Below are 17224 nucleotides of genomic sequence, written 5' to 3'. Positions count from 1 at the left end.
ATGGATTTCGACAGCTCACGCGTCGCGCCGCAGGGCGAAGCCACGGGGCACGTACCCGCGGCTTCGCCTGCCGCCGCATCACACGGGGAGGCGCAACGCCCCGCGCGGGCCGCAGCGACAACGGCGGCGGCCGGCAAGCGCAGCTGGTCCTCGCTCCTGCTCTGGGCCATCGTGTTCGTGCTGCTGGGCGTGACCTGGCGCGGTGCCGACATGCGCCCGCTCGACCTATTCTCCGATTCGGCGAACATGGGCACGTTCGCGCGCGGCTTCTTCCCGCCGAATTTCACGGAATGGCGCACCTATGTGGGCGAGATGTGGGTCACGCTCGCCGTCGCGCTGTGGGGCACGGCGCTCGCCATCGTCTGTGCGGTGCCGTTCGGGCTGATGTCGGCGCACAATCTCGCGCCCAACTGGGTGCTGCATCCCGTGCGCCGCCTGATGGACGCGTGCCGCGCCATCAACGAAATGGTGTTCGCCATGCTGTTCATCGTGGCCGTGGGGCTCGGGCCGTTCGCAGGCGTGCTCGCCTTGTGGGTCCACACCACGGGCGTGCTCGCGAAGCTCTTCGCCGAAGCCGTCGAAGCCATCGACCCGCGCCCGGTCGAAGGCGTGCGCGCCACGGGCGCCTCGCCGCTCGACGAGATCATCTATGGCGTGCTGCCCCAGGTCCTGCCGCTGTGGATCTCGTACGCGCTCTACCGGTTCGAGTCGAACGTGCGCTCGGCAATGGTGGTGGGCATGGTGGGCGCGGGCGGCATCGGCGTCGTGCTGTATGAGGAAATCCGCTCGTTCGACTATCAGCAGACCAGTGCCGTCCTCATCATGGTGATCGCCGTGGTCACGGCCATCGATCTCATCTCCGCGCGACTGCGCGCGCGCGTGATCTGACGCTACCCCTCACTGTGCATCCCCCGGGCGAGCCGCAACACGGCTCGCGCAACCCGTTTTCTGTCAATTTGTGGCGATTTGTGGCAATCGTCCGCATTCGGTGAAATAATCGTTTCCTTGCGGCCGCAACGGCCCGCCCGTCTTTCAACCGATACGCAAAACCCCGATGGCCAGTTTCGTCGTCCTGCTGGTCCTGCTCTCGGCGCTCATGCACGCGAGCTGGAACGCCTTCCTTCATCTTTCGGGCGACCGCCTCTGGCTGCTCGGCATGTTCTCGATCCCGTACATCGCCGTGAGCGCGGTCGCCGTGTGCGTGCTGCCGCTGCCCGCACAGGCGAGCTGGCCGTATATCGCGGCTTCGGTGGTGCTTGAGTTCGCGTACTGCTTCACGCTGATCCGCGCATATCGCAGCGGCGACTTCGGGCAGATCTACCCCATCGCGCGCGGGCTCTCGCCGCTGCTCGTGTTCGTGGGCGCGCTGGTATTCGCGCACGAGCAGCTGCACGCATTCGCCGCAACAGGCGTTGCGTTCGTCTCGCTCGGCATCATGTCGCTCGCGTTCCGGCGCGGCATGCGCTTTTCGGGCGAGAGCGTGCCCTATGCGCTGCTCACGGGCCTTTTCATCGCGATGTACTCGGTCATCGACGGACTCGGCGCCCGCCTCGCCGGCAATGCGCTCAGCTACATCATGTGGGTGTATCTGCTCTGGAACGTCCCGCAGTTTCTCCTGGTCTGCAAGCTGCGCGGCGGCGCGGCGCAGATGTTCACTTCGAAGTCCGCGGTCGCGCGCGGCATGCTCGCGGGCGTGCTCGCCCTGACGGCATACTGCCTCGTGATCGAGGCGTTCCGGTTTCTACCGATTGCGATGGTTTCCGCGCTGCGCGAACTCTCGTCGATCTTCGCCGTGCTGATCGGCTGGCTCTTCATGAACGAGAAGCTCACGGCGCGGCGCATGGTGGCGTGCGCGCTGGTGACCTGCGGGGCGGTGCTGATTCGCCTCTGACCGTTCACGCGAACGCGGGCAAGGTCGTGTCGATTGCCTCGGCGAGCGTCTCAAACGCCGGCGGGATCTCTTCGTCGGGCACGCACGCGTAGCCGATCAGCAATCCCGCGTTCGCACGCTCGCGCGACGAGTAATACCCGGAAAGCGGCCGCACCACGATATTACGCGCGAGCGCGGCTTCGGCCACGGCGCGGTCGTCGCTGCCTTCGGGCAGCTGCAGGACGACGTGCAGACCCGCGTCGCCGCCGATGGCGGGCAAAGCGTCGCCGTAGCGGCGCGTGAGCGCGTCGAGCAGCACCTGGCGACGCTGGCCATACAGTGCGCGCATCTTGCGGATGTGCGAGGTGAAGTGCCCCTCGGCGATGAATTCGGCCAGCACGGCCTGCTGCAGCAATTGCCCCTCGCGATAAAGCTCGGCGCTCGCGGTCGCGAAGCTTTCCGCGAGCGCTTCCGGCGCGACGAGATAGCCGACGCGCAGCCCCGGAAACAGCGTCTTGCCGAAGCTCCCCACGTAAATCACCTGGCCTGCCGTATCGAGCCCCTGCAAGGAGGCGAGCGGGCGGCTGCCATAGCGGAACTCGCTGTCGTAATCGTCCTCGATGATCGAGCACTGATGCTGGCGCGCGTACTCGAGCAGCATGCGCCGGCGCGCGAGGCTCATCACCATGCCGAGCGGATATTGGTGGGAGGGCGTGACCAGCATGAGCCGCGGCGGGGGCGCCGCGAAATCGGCGGGCGAAGGATTGAGACCTTCGCTGTCCACGGCAATCGGCCGCGTATTGAGGCCCGAGACGTGCAGCACGCTGCGCACGCCCCAGTAGCAGGGATCTTCGGTCCAGATCGTGTCGCCGGGGTCGGAGAGCAGACGAACGGCCAGGTCGATCGACTGATGGATGCCCGTCGTTATGATGATCTGCTCCGGCGAGCAGCGCACCGAACGCGAGGTGCGCAGATAGTCGGCCAGCACATGGCGCAGCAGCGCGAGCCCGCCGCCGGGCGCGTAGGTCAGCAGGTCGGGGCGCAGGCTGCGCCAGTACTTGTTGTGCAGACGCGTCCAGATGCGCGCCGGGAAGCGCGAGACGTCGGGCACGCCCGGCATGAACGCGCCGCCCTGGCGTTTCGACACCCCCGCGCTCGCGATCAGGCGCGCGCCGCGTGCGGAGAGCGCGCGGGCCGTGGCCGCGGAGCGCTGCGGGTGGTCTGTCGCGAGCGCGCCCTGCCCGCTGCCCATCGTCGCGCCGGGCGCTGCCGTGCTGGGCAGGCGCGCGGGGCTGTTAGTTGCAACGCCGCTCGCCCGCGCCGCCGCGCCAAACATTCCGCTATTTCCTGACGCTTCGATGGAGCCAATTTCCGCCGACCCGACGATCTCGTCCGGCGACGTATCGGCCACGTAGGTGCCGCGCCCCGTCGCCGACGTCACATAGCCTTCGAGCACCAATTGCTCGTACACCTGCGTCACGGTATTGCGCGCAATGCCCAGCTCGGCCGCGAGCAGCCGCGACGACGGCACGCGCGCCCCCGCGGGCAGCTCGCGCGAAAGGATCGCCTGCTGCAGCAGCTTGTGGAGCTGCCTGTAGACGGGCTGGGCGCTCCCGCGATCGAGCCGTTGGGCCAGCCAGTCGGACAGGACACTTGCGCGCATCGAAATTGGCTCCTAAAGATTGCACCGAATGGCTCTGAATTTTAGAGCCAAACGTGAGTATAGTCGCGACATGGATTACCCGCTGGTCCGCCAGCCAACCAGAGAACCGACACTGATTCCGAAGGAGATGAACGTGAGCAAGAACGCCGACCTGCAGAGCCGCAAGAACGCTATCACCCCGCGTGGCGTGGGCGTGATGTGCGACTTCTACGCCGAGCGCGCCGAGAACGCCGAGCTGTGGGACGTCGAAGGCCGCCGCTTCATCGACTTTGCCGCGGGCATCGCCGTGTGCAACACGGGCCACCGCCATCCGAAGATCGTCGCCGCGATCAAGGCGCAGCTCGACCACTTCACGCACACCGCCTACCAGATCGTCCCCTACGAGTCGTATGTCTCGCTGGCCGAGAAGGTCGCACAGCGCGCGCCGGGCAGCTTCGCGAAGAAGGCCGCGTTCTTCACGACCGGCGCCGAAGCCGTCGAGAACGCCGTCAAGATCGCGCGCGCCCACACCGGCCGGCCGGGCGTGATCGCCTTCGCGGGCGGCTTTCACGGCCGCACGCTGATGGGCATGGCACTCACGGGCAAGGTCGCCCCGTACAAGCTCGCGTTCGGCCCGTTCCCGGCCGACGTCTACCACGCCCCGTACCCCAACTCGGTCCACGGCATCAGCACGGCTGATTCGCTCAAGCACATCGAGATGCTGTTCAAGGCCGACATCGATCCGAAGCGCGTGGCCGCGATCATCTTCGAACCGGTTCAGGGCGAAGGCGGCTTCTACCAGGCGCCCGCCGATTTCGTGCGCGGCCTGCGCAAGATCTGCGACACGCACGGCATCCTGCTGATCGCCGACGAAGTGCAAACGGGCTTCGCTCGCACCGGCAAGCTGTTCGCGATGGAACACTACGACGTCACGCCGGACCTCATGACGATCGCCAAGAGCCTGGCGGGCGGCATGCCGCTGTCGGGCGTGGTGGGCCGCGCCGATGTCATGGACGCGGCAGCGCCCGGCGGCTTGGGCGGCACTTATGCGGGCAATCCGCTGGCCGTGGCGTCGGCCCACGCCGTGATCGAGATCATCGAAGAAGAGAAGCTCTGCGAGCGTGGCACGAAGCTCGGCGACAAGCTCAAGGCGAAGCTCGAGGCGATGAAGGCCGACGTGCCGCAAATCGCCGACGTGCGCGGCCCGGGCGCGATGAACGCCGTGGAATTCTGCAAGCCGGGCACGAGCGAAGCCGACGCCGACTTCACGAAGCGCGTGCAAACCGCCGCGCTGAACCGCGGCCTGCTGCTGCTCGTGTGCGGCGTGTACTCGAACGTCGTGCGTTTCCTGTTCCCGCTCACGATCCAGGACAACGTGTTCGACGAAGCGCTCGCGATTCTCGAAGAGTCGATCAAGGAAGCGGTGGGCGTGCCGGCGTAAGCCTGCAGCGCGCCGCTTCACCGCAAAGCCCGCCTGGCCCGCCGCGAGCGGGCCACCCACGCAACGGCACACCGGCGATTGCCGCTGTGCCGTTCGTTGTTCTAACTGAATTGCATCCACGGCTATCGGGAGTAGAGACATGAACCTGAAAGACGCATCGCTGCTGCAACACAACGCCTTCATCAACGGCGAATGGCAAGGCGCTGAAGACGGCGCCACGCTCGAAGTGAGGAACCCCGCGACCGGCGCGCTGATCGGCACGGTGCCGCGCATGGGCGCTGCCGAAACGCGCCGCGCGATCGCCGCCGCGAACGCCGCATGGCCCGCATGGCGCGCGAAGACCGCGAAGGAGCGCAGCGGCATCCTGCGCAAGTGGCACGACCTGATGATGGAGAACGCCGACGACCTCGCGCTCATCCTCACCACGGAACAGGGCAAGCCGCTCGCCGAAGCGAAGGGCGAAATCGGCTATGCAGCTTCGTTCCTCGAATGGTTCGCGGAGGAAGGCAAGCGCATTTACGGCGATACGATTCCGACCGTCGCCAACGACAAGCGCATCGTCGTGACGAAGGAACCCGTGGGCGTTTGCGCCGCGATCACGCCGTGGAACTTCCCCGCCGCGATGATCACCCGCAAGGTCGGCCCGGCGCTGGCCGCGGGTTGCCCGATCGTGCTCAAGCCCGCCGAAGCGACGCCGTTCTCGGCGCTCGCGCTGGCCGTGCTGGCCGAACGTGCAGGCGTGCCGCGCGGCATCTTCAGCGTGGTGACGGGCGATCCGAAGGCGATTGGCGGCGAGCTCACGAGCAACCCGACGGTACGCAAGCTCTCGTTCACGGGCTCGACGCCCGTGGGCCGCCTGCTCATGAGCCAGTGCGCCTCGACGGTCAAGAAGGTCTCGCTCGAACTGGGCGGCAACGCGCCGTTCATCGTGTTCGAAGACGCCGATCTCGATGCGGCGGTGGCCGGCGCCATCGCCTCGAAATATCGCAATAGCGGGCAGACCTGCGTGTGCACGAACCGCTTCTATGTGCATGACGCCGTGTACGACGCGTTCGCCGCGAAACTGCGCGACGCGGTGGAAAAGCTCAAGGTCGGCCTCGGCACCGAAGCGGGCGTGACGCAAGGCCCGCTCATCAACGAAGCGGCCGTGCTGAAGGTGGAATCGCACATCGAGGACGCGCTCGCGAAAGGCGCCCAGGTGATCGCGGGCGGCAAGCGCCATGCGCTCGGCCACGGCTTTTTCGAGCCGACCATCCTCACGGGTGTGACGCCCGCGATGAAGGTCGCGCGCGACGAAACCTTCGGCCCGCTCGCGCCGCTGTTCCGCTTCTCGTCCGATGAAGAAGTGATCAGGATGGCGAACGATACCGAGTTCGGCCTCGCCGCCTACTTCTACAGCCGCGACATCGGCCGCGTGTGGCGCGTGGCCGAAGCGCTCGAATACGGCATGGTGGGCATCAACACCGGCCTGATCTCGAACGAAGTCGCGCCGTTCGGCGGCGTGAAGCAGTCGGGCCTCGGCCGCGAAGGCTCGCACTACGGCGTGGACGACTATGTCGTCATCAAGTACATGTGCATGGCCGGCATGTAAGCGGCCGGGCAGGACCGCACAGGGCAGACGAACGACGGGCGCCTTCGCGGGCGCCCGTGCGACTCGCATACCTCCAAAGCCGCCTGGCGCCCGCTAAATCGTCATACCAAAAACCCGAAACAGCAATTACACACGATTACACATTGCGCGCCCCTTACGATTTGGGCACCCCATACAATCGATGCACTGAAAAATGGGGGAAACGAAAGTGAGAAAGGCACGAACGATCATTGCAGCGGCGGCCTGTCTGCTGGCATGCGCATCTGCTTCGGTGTACGCACATGGCGGCGGCAATGGTGGCGGCGGGGGTGGAAGCGGTGGCAGCGGTGGCGGGAACGGCGGCGGGTATGGCGGTGGTCACGCCGGCGCGACGGGCGCAAGCCTTGGCCACTCGAGCTTCGGCCACGCGGACGGCATGTCGCTCGGCCATATGAGCAAGGCGGCCTTCAGCAATACCAACAGCCACGTTTCAGCGGACCGCGACAAGGGACATGAGCGAGCCGCCGACCGTTCTGCGCTCCACGCGCAGGCGCATCACGCGCACACCGACGGCAGGTCGTCCGCCCATATGAGCCGCGTGGGCCTGAGCAACACCAACAGCCACGTTTCGGCAGACCGGGACCAGGGACTCGCCCGCGCAAGCGACCGTGCCGCGCTTCAGGCGCCATCGCATCTGGGCGACCCGAGCTAGGCCAACGCCAAAGCGTTCGACCATACAGAAAAGCCGCGAATCGAGAGATTCGCGGCTTTTTCCAATCAACACGGACAACGATCAAACACGCTCGATGGCAATCGCGATTCCCTGCCCGACGCCGATGCACATCGTGCAGAGCGCGAACCGGCCTTGCGTGCGATGGAGCTGATACGTAGCCGTGGTCACGAGGCGCGCGCCGCTCATCCCGAGCGGATGGCCGAGCGCGATCGCCCCGCCGTTCGGGTTGACACGAGGATCGTCGTCGGCAACGCCGAGCATGCGCAGCACGGCTAGCCCCTGCGAGGCAAACGCTTCGTTCAGCTCGATCACGTCGAATTGATCGATGGTCATGTTCAGGCGAGCGAGGAGCTTCTGGGTAGCCGGCCCGGGGCCGATACCCATGACACGCGGCGCGACGCCGGCAGTGGCCACACCGAGCACGCGGGCACGCGGCACGAGCCCAAAGCGACGGGCGTTTTCCTCGTTGGCGAGCAACAGGGCGCAGGCGCCATCATTCACACCCGAAGCATTGCCAGCCGTGACCGAACCATCGGGGCGAACGACGCCCTTGAGTTTGGCGAGCGCCTCGAGGCTGGTCTCGCGCGGATGTTCATCGCGCGAAACGACGATCGGATCGCCCTTCTTCTGCGCAATCGTCACCGCCACGATCTCCTGGGCGAGCGTGCCATCGGCCTGCGCACGCGCGGCCTTCTGCTGGCTGCGCAGCGCGAATGCGTCCTGGTCGGCGCGGCTCACGTTGTAATCGACGGCGACGTTCTCGCCGGTCTCCGGCATCGAATCGACGCCGTATTGCTGCTTCATCAGCGGATTGACGAAGCGCCAGCCAATCGTCGTGTCATGGATCGCGGCGTCGCGTGCGAACGCGCTTGCCGACTTGCCCATGACGAACGGCGCACGGCTCATGCTCTCCACGCCGCCTGCGATCATCAGCCCCGTTTCGCCGGACTTGATCGCGCGCGCGGCGATTCCCACCGCATCCATACCCGAGCCGCACAGGCGATTCACCGTCGAGCCCGGCACGGCCTGCGGCAGTCCGGCCAGCAGCGCCGACATGCGCGCGACGTTGCGGTTGTCCTCCCCCGCCTGGTTCGCGCAGCCGTAGATGACGTCGTCGATCGCCGTCCAGTCCACGTCCTTGTTGCGCGCCATCAGCGCCTTGAGGGGAACAGCGCCGAGGTCGTCGGCGCGAACCTGGGCCAGGGCGCCCGCGTAGCGGCCGATCGGCGTGCGTATCGCGTCGCAGATGAATGCTTCCGTCATGTGAGTCTCCTTTCGATCGCAGGCACTGATGCGATCCCATGCAAAGATGATTGAGATTGACGGACTGCGCGGGCGAAAAACGGGAGATCGAGCGCGCACGTCCTCGTGCGGTTTGTTCGTCTATCGAACGTATGATCGTTAATCGAACAATTTGACGGCCATAATAGGCGTCTCGCGGGACGCATGTCAAGCGTGCGGACGTGGTGCCAGAAACGAAAAAGCCGCACAGGACAAGTGTCCGTGCGGCTTCGCAGGCTCAGGCGAGCGCATAGCGCCCGCCTGTGAGGCATGCGCTCAACGCGACATCATGAGCATACCGACGTTGTGCATGACCCAGATCGTGCCGAAGATCAGGAACGCGGCGGCCAGCACCGTGTACGCGAGCGAAAGCACGTTCCAGCCCTGCCCCGGCTTCAGGTTCAGATGCAGGAAGAACACGAGGTGCACGACCACCTGCACGAAGGCGAGCACGGCGATCGCGATGAGGGCCGTGGAGGCGTCGAGCGAGCCATGCAGGGCAACGCCGAATGCGCCCGCCGTGAGCAGCACCGCAAGGATGAAGCCCGCGACATAGCTGCCGAAGCTGCCGTGGGACTGAGCATGAGTATGAGCCATTTAGAGCACGCTCCCCAGATAGACAAAAGAAAACACGCAGATCCACACCACGTCGAGGAAGTGCCAGAAGAGGCTCAGGCACGTCAGGCGGCGGACTTCCTGCTCGCCGAGCTTCGGCGCGCGAACCACCTGGATCATCATCACGAGCATCCACAGGAGGCCGAAGAACACGTGCAGGCCGTGCGTGGCGACGAGCGTGAAGAACGACGAGAGGAACGCGCTGCGCTGCGGACCGGCGCCTTCCGCGATCAGGTGCGAGAACTCGCGCAGTTCGAGCACGAGGAACGACGCACCCAGTACGAAGGTGACGGCGAGCCAGCCGAGCACGGCGCCGTTCTTGCGCTGGTGCGCGCCGAGCATCGCGAAGCCGTACGTGATGCTGGAAAGCAGCAGCACGGCCGTTTCGACGGCAACGCCCGGAATGTCGAACAGGTCCTTACCCGTGGGGCCGCCAGCGAACTGGTGGCTGAGGACGCCGAACGTGGCGAACAGCGCCGCGAACAGCACGCAGTCGGTCATCAGGTAGATCCAGAAGCCGAATACCGAGTGCGACTGCGGGTGATCGTGGTGATCGAGTTCGGCAAGGGTTGCCGCATGGGTTTTCTGCAACATCAGTAAGCCTCCTCAGCGACAATGTCGCGCTGCTTCGCGGCGACGCCGGTGCCGAAGCGCCGCTCTTCGATCTCGCGAACCTTCGCGGCCGGAATGTAGTAACCGTCGTTATTGCCAAAGCTCTTGACGATGACCGTCAGGACAGCGCCGACCAACCCGAGCACCGCGAGCCACGTGATGTGCCACACGGCCGCGAAACCCAGCACAAGGCTGAACAGGCCGACGAACAAGCCCGCCGCCGTGTTGGACGGCATATGGATGTCGGTGTACTTCGTGGCGAGCCCCAGGCCGCGGCCCGTTTCCTTCATGTGCGCGAAGGCGTCGATATCGTCCACGTGCGGAATGACGGCGAAGTTGTAGACCGCCGGCGGCGACGAGGTTGCCCATTCGAGCGTGCGGCCATCCCACGGGTCGCCTGTCACGTCCTTGCATTCCGCCTTGTTGCGGTTCACGAAGGCCATGACCCACAGCAGCACCTGGAACACGACGCCAAGCGCGATGATCGCTGCGCCGATCGCGGCGACGACGAAGTACGGCTGCCATTCGGCCACGTCGTAGTGGTTCGTCCGGCGCGTTGCGCCCATGAAACCGAGCACGTAGATGGGCACGAACGCCACGTAGAAGCCGACGAGCCAGCACCAGAACGACGCCTTCCCGAGCTTTTCGCTGGGCTTGAGGCCGAACACCTTCGGGAACCAGTACTGCAGGCCCGCGAGGTAGCCGAACACCACGCCGCCGATGATGGCGTTATGGAAGTGGGCGACGAGGAAGAGCGAGTTGTGCAGCACGAAGTCCGCGCCGGGGATCGCCATCATCACGCCGGTCATGCCGCCGATCGAGAACGTCACCATGAAGCCGATCGTCCAGAGCACCGGCGCGGTGAAGTGAACACGGCCGCGATACATCGTGAACAGCCAGTTGAAGATCTTCACGCCCGTCGGGATCGCAATGATCATGGTCGCGATGCCGAAGAACGCGTTGACGTCGGCGCCCGCGCCCATCGTGAAGAAGTGGTGCGCCCACACGAGGAACGCCAGCACCATGATCGCGCACGAGGCGTAGACCATCGTCTTGTAGCCGAACAGCGGCTTCTTGCAGAACGTGGCCATCACTTCCGAATAGATGCCGAACGCCGGCAGCACGAGGATGTACACCTCGGGGTGGCCCCACGCCCAGATCAGATTCAGGTACAGCATGGCGTTGCCGCCCAGCTCGTTCGTGAAGAAGTGCGTGCCGACATAGCGGTCGAGGCCGAGCAGCGCCACCGCGATGGTGAGGATCGGGAACGTTGCCATGATCAGCACGTTCGAGCACAGCGCCGTCCACGTGAACACCGGCATCTTCATGAGCGTCATGCCCGGCGCGCGCATCTTGATGATCGTGACGAAGAAGTTCACGCCCGTGATCAAGGTACCGACGCCGGAAAGCTGGACCGCCCAGATGTAATAGTCGACCCCCACGTCCGGACTGAACTGCAGTTCGGAAAGCGGCGGATACGCGAGCCAGCCCACCTTCGCGAACTCGCCGACCACGAGCGACACGTTGATGAGGATCGCGCTGATCGCCGTCATCCAGAACGAGAGCGAGTTCAGGAACGGGAACGCCACGTCGCGCGCGCCGATCTGCAGGGGCACGACGAGGTTGAAGAAACCGACCATGAGCGCCATCGCCATGAAGAAGATCATGATGACGCCGTGCGCCGTGAAGATCTGGTCGAAGTGATGCGGCGGCAGATAGCCGGGCGAACCGAACGCCATGGCCTGCTGGATCCGCATCATGACCGCGTCGGCGAAGCCGCGCACGAGCATGAGCACCGCCACGATCATGTACATCACGCCGATACGCTTGTGGTCCACGCTCGTGAGCCACTCGGTCCAGATGTACTTCCACTTGCCGGTCACGGTAACGAGACCGAGCACGCCGAGAACGATCAGCGCCATGAACGCCGCCGCGCCCATGATGATGGGCTGATCGAACGGGATCGCCTCTAATGTGAGTTTTCCGAACATGCTGCTTACCCCTTGGTCACGCACGACGGGTCACTGAAGTTCGTGACGTGGCCGTTGTTGTACTTCGCGATGATGTTGTTGAAGAGCTTCGGGTCGACCGTCGAGAAGTACTGCACGGGCGCCTTCTCCTGCGGCTGCGCGACCGTTGCGTACTTGTCCATCGACAGCTGGATCGACGACGCCTTCACCTTCTGCACCCACGAGTCGAAATCCTGCTGGCTCATGGCGAGCGTGCGGAACTTCATATCGGAAAAGCCCTTGCCGCTGTAGTTCGACGAGAGGCCGTCGAAATCGCCCGCTTCGTCGGCGATCAGGTGCAGGCGCGTTTGCATGCCCGCCATGGCGTACACCTGGCTGCCAAGCTGCGGGATGAAGAACGAGTTCATCACCGAGTCCGACGTGATGCGGAAGTTGACCGGCGTGCCGACCGGCACGGCCAGCTGGTTCACCGAGGCAATGCCAAGGTCCGGGTAGACGAACAGCCACTTCCAGTCGAGCGCGACGACCTCGACGTTGATGGGCTTCACGCTCGACTCCAGCGGCTTGTACGGGTCGAGCTCGTGACAGGTGCGCCAGGTGAGGACCGCAAGGAAAAGGATGATGGCGGAGGGAATGGCCCACACCACCACTTCGATCGCCGTGGAATGGGCCCACTTCGGCGCGTAGGTCGCGTTGCGGTTGGAGGCCCGGTAACGCCACGCGAACAGGAGCGTCAGGATGATGACGGGCACCACGACCAGCAGCATGGCCCATGTGGCCGTGGCGATGAGCGATCTTTCGGCCACGCCCACGCTGCCCTTCGGGTCCAGCAGGGCAAAATTGCCGCTGCACCCTGCAAGAGAAACGAGCAGCCCGCTGCCGAGGGGGATTAACCACCTTTTAAAGACTCTTCTGTCTTTCATGTTTGCCTGTTCCGTTGTCCACCAAAACGCCTAACACCCAACACATTTGCATCGCAAACTCGCCACGCAAAATGCTCCCGTATCGTATTCAGCGCGATTCTACGGAAAGGACAATGCGCGAAATTTGATCTTTGTTAAGGAGTGGCGAGCCGGTTAAAGCTCGCCCAGGCAAGCGCGACGGAAGGCCGCAATTATCTTTCTATCGGCTTTCGGCATCCTGAACAGCCGCCACGGGCCGGGCCGGACTCCCGCTCGGCGGACGGCGAGCGGGCAGGCGATGAAAGCGAGCGAAGAGCGAGCGCAGTCTGCTTCGAAAAACGTCACAAAGTGTCCAGATTCATTCGAATCCCAACACCGGTTTTTTATCTCGCTTTTACCGAAATTCCTGGCATTGGCCAATTATCTTTTTCAACGGGAAATAATTGACTGCAATCAAATAACCGGCTGCTAATTCCTCTGCTGCGCGCATATGCCGCATATCCCGACGCGGCGCTCGAGCGGCTTTTCGTGCGCGCTCGTCGCCGAAGCTCGGCACCGCCCTTCCCTGTCCACTGTTGGCGAAAACCGATCGCATGCGCTATCTTGATAGTCTCTTCCAAGCGCCGCCGCAAGATCGAACCGCCAATCCATGAATTCTGCTTCCAGTGCCTCGCCAGACCGTTCCGCCGAAAAGCAGGAGATTCCCGAAAAGCCGGGCGACTCCTACGTGCAGTCATTCGCGCGCGGGCTTTCGGTGATCCGCGCGTTCAACGCCGAGCATCCCGAGCAGACCCTCACGGACGTCGCCGCCGCCACGGGCCTCACGCGCGCGGGCGCGCGCCGCATCCTGCTCACGCTGCAGACGCTTGGCTACGTCGAGGCCGACGGACGGCTCTTTCGCCTCACCCCGCGCATTCTCGATCTCGGCTTCGCCTATCTCACGTCGATGCCGTTCTGGAATCTCGCCGAGCCGGTGATGGAGGAACTGTCGCAGGAAGTGCACGAAAGCTGCTCGGCAGCCGTGCTCGACCGCACCGAGATCGTTTATGTGCTGCGCGTGCCCACGCACAAGATCATGACGATCAACCTTTCGATCGGCAGCCGCCTGCCCGCGTATTGCACGTCGATGGGGCGCGTGCTGCTCGCCTCGCTGGACGAAGCCGCGCTCGACGAAACGCTCGGCTCCTCGCCGCTCTATGCGCATACCGCGCGCACGGTCACCGACATCGGCGAGCTCAAGAAGATCATCGCTCAGGTGCGCCAGCAAGGCTGGGCCATCGTCGACCAGGAACTGGAAGGCGGCCTCATCTCGATCTCGGCGCCCATCCGCAACCGGCAGGGCCGCGTGATCGCCGCGATGAACATCAGCGGCAATGCGCAGCGCACGTCGGCGAAGCAGATGGTGAAGACCTTTCTCGAACCGCTTCAGCAAGCCGCGACGCGCGTCTCCGACATGGTCGCCCGGCGTACCTGAGGGCAAGGCGAGCACCTGAGAAGGAACTGAGCGCGCCGCCCGGCAGGCTCACGCGGCAGCGGCGAACACCTGCACGAGCCAGTCTGCGAAAGCGCGCACGCGCAGCGACAACTGGCGGTTCTGCGGGTAAAGCAGCGAAACCGGCAATGGTGGCGGAGGATGCGAAGGCAGCACGACGCACAGCTCGCCCGTGGCGAGCTGCTCGCGCACGCGGTAGCGCGGCACCTGCACGATGCCCAGCCCCGCCAGCGCGCCGGCCGTGTAGATCTCCGCACTGTTCACGGCCACCGGGCCCGGCAGCGTCACGTCGACAACGCCATCGAGTGTCGTGAATTCGAGCGGCAACGCACGGCCCGTGGCAGGCGAAACATAGTTGACTGCGCAATGGGCGAGGCGTCCCGCGCCACCCGCATGCGCACCATCGAGCGCCTCGATCGACTCCGGGTCGCCGTGCCGTTCGAGATACGCCGGGCTCGCGCAGGTCACCTGCTCCAGCAGCGCCACGCGGCGAGCGATCATCGAGGAATCGGCCAGTTCGCCCGCACGCAGCACGCAGTCCACACCTTCGCCCACGAGGTCGACGAAATGATCGCCCGAGCCGATGAAGAGTTCGATGCGCGGATAGCGCGCGAGGAATTCGGGCAGGCGAGGCATCACGAAATACTGCGTGAGCGTGCCCTGCATGTTCACGCGCAGACGGCCCTGCGGATCGGTATCGCGAAACGCCTCCTCGGTTTCCTCGAGGTCGGCGAGCAGGCGCGTGCAACGCTGGTAGTAGGCTTCGCCGTCGAGCGTGGGCTTCACCTGGCGCGTGGTGCGTTCGAGCAGGCGCACGCCGAGCCGCGCTTCGAGGCGCTTGATCGAGTTGGTGACCGTCGCGCGCGGCAGGTTCAAATCCTCGGCCGCCTGCGTGAAGCTGCGGCGGTCGACGATGCGCGTGAAAATCTGCATCTCCTGGAAGCGGTCCAAGGGCGTTCTCTTTGAGTTCTCGGGTCGCTTGCATCTTCTCACGGCGACCCCGCCCGACCAAAAATCCCCCAGCCGATGCGAGCCCTTAAGCAGCGGTTAAGGACCGCGCCCGCACTATCCGGCCGCGACCCGCCTCACGATCTCGACGAACGCCTCGCCCGCCGCTTCCAGATGCCCCGAGTTGTCGATGCGCGAGAACGCGGCACCCGGCGGCACCTCGAACACGGCGCGCCGCGCGAGGCGCGCCGCGACCTGCTCCGGTGTCTCGCGCGCCCGCGATGCGAGGCGCGCGGCCAGCACGTGTTGCGCGGCTTCGATATGCACGAGCGTCATGCGGGCGTAGCGCCCGAACGCCTCGCGCGCATATTCCCGCGAGCCGTTCACCACCACGGTGCAGCCGAGCGCCATCCACTGGTCGATCTCCACGCCCACGCCATAGCGCAGCGCGTGACTGCGCCATTGCAGCGCGAAGAGACCGCGCTGCGAGCGCGCCTCGAATTCGGGCTCGGTGAGCGCGATGTGGTTCTCGCCGCCACTGTCTTCGCGCGTGATGTATCGATGCGCGAACACGACGCTCTCGCCGGCGAGGCGCCCGCGCGCATAACGCAGCAGCGTGTCCTTACCCGCGCCCGAAGGCCCCATCACGTAGATCAGACCGCCTTTCATGCATGCCCCCCTGCGAACGGCAGGCGGCGCCACAGTGCGAACGGCGCGCCCGGCTCCGGCTCGACGAAGAGCGCCGCGCCTTCCACCGGCAGCGGCCCGGCGTCGCGCATCCGCGTATTCCAGGCCTCGACGAGTTGCGCGCGCGCTGGCGCATCGTTCAGCGAATCGGAAAGTGTCATGTGAAAGCGAAATTCTTCGAACACGTACGGATACCCCCATTGCTCGACGTAGGCCCGCTGGCGCGCCGTGAGCGGCGCATCGAGGCGCTTCGCGAGTTCGGCGCCCGTTTGCGGGGTGCGCAGCGAGTCGAGCGCGCGCAGTGCATCGGCGGCGAGTTCGCGCAGCGCCGTTTCGCCGGCTTCGTCGGCCGGGCACAGCGCCACGAAACGGCCGATCGTCGCCGCCTCGACATGGACCGCCAGGCGCGCCTGCCGCTGCGCCCACTGCTGCGCGGCTGCCACGAGCGTTTCGGGCGCCACGCCGGGCGCGAGACGGAACGGCGGCACGAGCGTGCCATGCCATCCATAGCGGCGTGGCGCGACCGTGAGCGTTTCCAGCGGTTGCGAGAGTCCGTCGATCAAAGGCGGCGCAAGCTCGTCGCCCGTTTCCGGATCGCGGCCGAGCCACGCGCAGCCCGCCTGCCACCATGCCGATTCGCGCGGCGGCGCATAGTAGAGCGCGAAGCGCGCGGCTTCGCTCCAGTCTGCCCGCGGCACGCTCATAGGTCGTGCTCCACCATCAGCTGCACGCGATCGGCCGCGAAGTGCGTGATGCCGTACTTGATCGGCGTGCCGTCGAGATCGACATCGACGTTTTCCACCCACAGCACGGGCTGCTGACGGTTGATGTTCAGGCGCCGCGCCACCTCGGCCTCGGGCAGCACGCTGCCGATGCGGCTCCACTTGCGCAGATAGTCCGTCACGCCATATTCGGCGAGCGCCTTCGAGGTGCTGTCCACGCGCTCCATGACGACGGGCAGATCGGCGAAGCGCGCGGCCGGATACCAGCTGCGCGCGTAGGTGAGCGGCACGCCGTCCGACTCGTGCAGCGTTTCGAGCCGGTAGACGAGCGCGCCCGCGCGCAGGCCCAGCGCCTTCGCGACCGTGGGGTCCGCCTTCACGCGCGACGACGCAAGCAGCTTGCCCGCCGCCGAATGTTGATGGCGCTTCAGGTTCTCGGTGAAGCGCGTGCGCTTGCCGATGGTGTAGTCGATCGCGCCTGGCTGCACGAAGGTGCCGCGCCCCTGTTCGACGCTCACGAGGCCGAGCGCCGCGAGTCCCAGCATCGCACGCCGCACCGTGTGGCGGTTCACGTCGAAGCGGCGCGCGAGTTCACCCTCGCTCGGCAGGCGGCCGTCTTCGCCGAAGCCCTTCGCGGCGATCTCGGCCGCGAGGATCTGCTCGATCTGCCGCCACACCGCTACGCCCGCACCGCGCTCAAGCAGGCTGGACGGCGCGTCGTCGTTCGATGTCATGGTGC

16 protein-coding genes are annotated in these 17224 nt (G+C 65.5%); 6 read left to right on the top strand and 10 right to left on the bottom strand.

From position 1 onward, the window contains the following. Both phnE and VSR34_RS19075 read left to right on the top strand, forming a co-directional pair. Positions 1-888: a phosphonate ABC transporter, permease protein PhnE gene (gene phnE, locus VSR34_RS19080; RefSeq protein ID WP_342963198.1), complete on the top strand. Its 888-nt coding sequence runs from the start codon at positions 1-3 to the stop codon at positions 886-888. A gap of 166 nt (positions 889-1054) precedes the next feature. Continuing rightward, positions 1055-1891: an EamA family transporter gene (locus tag VSR34_RS19075; protein WP_028209713.1), complete on the top strand. Its 837-nt coding sequence runs from the start codon at positions 1055-1057 to the stop codon at positions 1889-1891. Positions 1892-1895: 4 nt separating this feature from the next. Here the strand turns inward: VSR34_RS19075 and VSR34_RS19070 are convergent, their stop codons facing one another. Next, complete coding sequence (locus VSR34_RS19070) at positions 1896-3533, bottom strand: PLP-dependent aminotransferase family protein (RefSeq protein WP_028209714.1); 1638 nt, start codon at positions 3531-3533, stop codon at positions 1896-1898. 127 nt (positions 3534-3660) lie between these two features. On the opposite strand from VSR34_RS19070, the gene gabT reads away from it, so the two are divergent. The 3 genes from gabT to VSR34_RS19055 all read left to right on the top strand — a co-directional run bounded on the left by gabT (position 3661) and on the right by VSR34_RS19055 (position 7235). After that, positions 3661-4953 carry a 4-aminobutyrate--2-oxoglutarate transaminase gene (gabT, locus tag VSR34_RS19065; RefSeq protein WP_028209715.1) on the top strand — a complete coding sequence of 431 codons (1293 nt, stop codon included), beginning with the start codon at positions 3661-3663 and terminating at the stop codon, positions 4951-4953. 139 nt (positions 4954-5092) lie between these two features. After that, positions 5093-6544 (top strand): NADP-dependent succinate-semialdehyde dehydrogenase, encoded by a 1452-nt coding sequence (gabD, locus tag VSR34_RS19060; RefSeq protein WP_036044734.1) that lies wholly within the window; start codon positions 5093-5095, stop codon positions 6542-6544. A 208-nt stretch (positions 6545-6752) separates the two neighbouring features. Next, the gene (locus VSR34_RS19055) at positions 6753-7235 is read left to right on the top strand and encodes a hypothetical protein (protein ID WP_342963197.1); all 483 of its coding nucleotides are present in this window, start codon (positions 6753-6755) and stop codon (positions 7233-7235) included. A gap of 81 nt (positions 7236-7316) precedes the next feature. Here the strand turns inward: VSR34_RS19055 and pcaF are convergent, their stop codons facing one another. The 5 genes from pcaF to cyoA form a co-directional block, all read right to left on the bottom strand. Beyond that, positions 7317-8519 carry a 3-oxoadipyl-CoA thiolase gene (gene pcaF / locus VSR34_RS19050; protein ID WP_342963196.1) on the bottom strand — a complete coding sequence of 401 codons (1203 nt, stop codon included), beginning with the start codon at positions 8517-8519 and terminating at the stop codon, positions 7317-7319. Positions 8520-8813: 294 nt separating this feature from the next. Next, on the bottom strand, positions 8814-9134 hold the full coding sequence (gene cyoD / locus VSR34_RS19045) for a cytochrome o ubiquinol oxidase subunit IV (RefSeq protein ID WP_028209718.1): 321 nt from the start codon (positions 9132-9134) through the stop codon (positions 8814-8816). Then, a complete protein-coding gene (cyoC, locus tag VSR34_RS19040) occupies positions 9135-9746 on the bottom strand; it encodes a cytochrome o ubiquinol oxidase subunit III (RefSeq protein ID WP_036017683.1) in 612 nt (203 codons plus the stop codon). It abuts the gene before it with no gap. After that, complete coding sequence (gene cyoB, locus VSR34_RS19035) at positions 9746-11755, bottom strand: cytochrome o ubiquinol oxidase subunit I (protein ID WP_028209720.1); 2010 nt, start codon at positions 11753-11755, stop codon at positions 9746-9748. The genes cyoC and cyoB overlap by 1 nt, the downstream gene beginning before the upstream one ends. A 5-nt stretch (positions 11756-11760) precedes the next feature. Continuing rightward, entirely contained in the window at positions 11761-12657 is an 897-nt protein-coding gene (gene cyoA, locus VSR34_RS19030) for a ubiquinol oxidase subunit II (RefSeq protein WP_042288435.1), read from the bottom strand. Between the two features lie 628 nt (positions 12658-13285). Between cyoA and VSR34_RS19025 the strand changes: the two genes are divergently transcribed. After that, complete coding sequence (locus tag VSR34_RS19025; protein WP_036044736.1) at positions 13286-14110, top strand: IclR family transcriptional regulator; 825 nt, start codon at positions 13286-13288, stop codon at positions 14108-14110. A gap of 48 nt (positions 14111-14158) precedes the next feature. On the opposite strand, the gene VSR34_RS19020 is transcribed toward VSR34_RS19025, so the two are convergent. From VSR34_RS19020 to phnF, 4 genes are all read right to left on the bottom strand, one after another. After that, on the bottom strand, positions 14159-15079 hold the full coding sequence (locus VSR34_RS19020) for a LysR family transcriptional regulator (RefSeq protein ID WP_028209723.1): 921 nt from the start codon (positions 15077-15079) through the stop codon (positions 14159-14161). 114 nt (positions 15080-15193) lie between these two features. Beyond that, on the bottom strand, positions 15194-15745 hold the full coding sequence (gene phnN / locus VSR34_RS19015) for a phosphonate metabolism protein/1,5-bisphosphokinase (PRPP-forming) PhnN (RefSeq protein ID WP_028230696.1): 552 nt from the start codon (positions 15743-15745) through the stop codon (positions 15194-15196). Then, a complete protein-coding gene (locus VSR34_RS19010; RefSeq protein ID WP_028209725.1) occupies positions 15742-16467 on the bottom strand; it encodes a DUF1045 domain-containing protein in 726 nt (241 codons plus the stop codon). The genes phnN and VSR34_RS19010 overlap by 4 nt, the downstream gene beginning before the upstream one ends. Then, the gene (phnF, locus tag VSR34_RS19005; protein WP_028209726.1) at positions 16464-17219 is read right to left on the bottom strand and encodes a phosphonate metabolism transcriptional regulator PhnF; all 756 of its coding nucleotides are present in this window, start codon (positions 17217-17219) and stop codon (positions 16464-16466) included. Before phnF ends, VSR34_RS19010 begins: the two co-directional genes overlap by 4 nt. Positions 17220-17224 lie beyond the last annotated feature (5 nt).

Origin of the sequence: Paraburkholderia sp. JHI2823 (assembly GCF_038900695.1) — a bacterium.
GTDB lineage: Bacteria > Pseudomonadota > Gammaproteobacteria > Burkholderiales > Burkholderiaceae > Paraburkholderia > Paraburkholderia mimosarum.
Note: the sequence above shows the minus strand (reverse complement) of the source record. Positions and strands in the feature narration are given on the sequence as shown.

Bases quoted from the DNA above. Each gene is read 5' to 3' on its own strand.
- phnE (WP_342963198.1), top strand. From the start codon at position 1: ATGGATTTCGACAGCTCACGCGTCGCGCCGCAGGGCGAAGCCACGGGG.
- VSR34_RS19075 (WP_028209713.1), top strand. From the start codon at position 1,055: ATGGCCAGTTTCGTCGTCCTGCTGGTCCTGCTCTCGGCGCTCATGCAC.
- VSR34_RS19070 (WP_028209714.1), bottom strand. From the start codon at position 3,533: ATGCGCGCAAGTGTCCTGTCCGACTGGCTGGCCCAACGGCTCGATCGC.
- gabT (WP_028209715.1), top strand. From the start codon at position 3,661: ATGAACGTGAGCAAGAACGCCGACCTGCAGAGCCGCAAGAACGCTATC.
- gabD (WP_036044734.1), top strand. From the start codon at position 5,093: ATGAACCTGAAAGACGCATCGCTGCTGCAACACAACGCCTTCATCAAC.
- pcaF (WP_342963196.1), bottom strand. From the start codon at position 8,519: ATGACGGAAGCATTCATCTGCGACGCGATACGCACGCCGATCGGCCGC.
- cyoD (WP_028209718.1), bottom strand. From the start codon at position 9,134: ATGGCTCATACTCATGCTCAGTCCCACGGCAGCTTCGGCAGCTATGTC.
- cyoC (WP_036017683.1), bottom strand. From the start codon at position 9,746: ATGTTGCAGAAAACCCATGCGGCAACCCTTGCCGAACTCGATCACCAC.
- cyoB (WP_028209720.1), bottom strand. From the start codon at position 11,755: ATGTTCGGAAAACTCACATTAGAGGCGATCCCGTTCGATCAGCCCATC.
- cyoA (WP_042288435.1), bottom strand. From the start codon at position 12,657: ATGAAAGACAGAAGAGTCTTTAAAAGGTGGTTAATCCCCCTCGGCAGC.
- VSR34_RS19025 (WP_036044736.1), top strand. From the start codon at position 13,286: ATGAATTCTGCTTCCAGTGCCTCGCCAGACCGTTCCGCCGAAAAGCAG.
- phnN (WP_028230696.1), bottom strand. From the start codon at position 15,745: ATGAAAGGCGGTCTGATCTACGTGATGGGGCCTTCGGGCGCGGGTAAG.
- VSR34_RS19010 (WP_028209725.1), bottom strand. From the start codon at position 16,467: ATGAGCGTGCCGCGGGCAGACTGGAGCGAAGCCGCGCGCTTCGCGCTC.
- phnF (WP_028209726.1), bottom strand. From the start codon at position 17,219: ATGACATCGAACGACGACGCGCCGTCCAGCCTGCTTGAGCGCGGTGCG.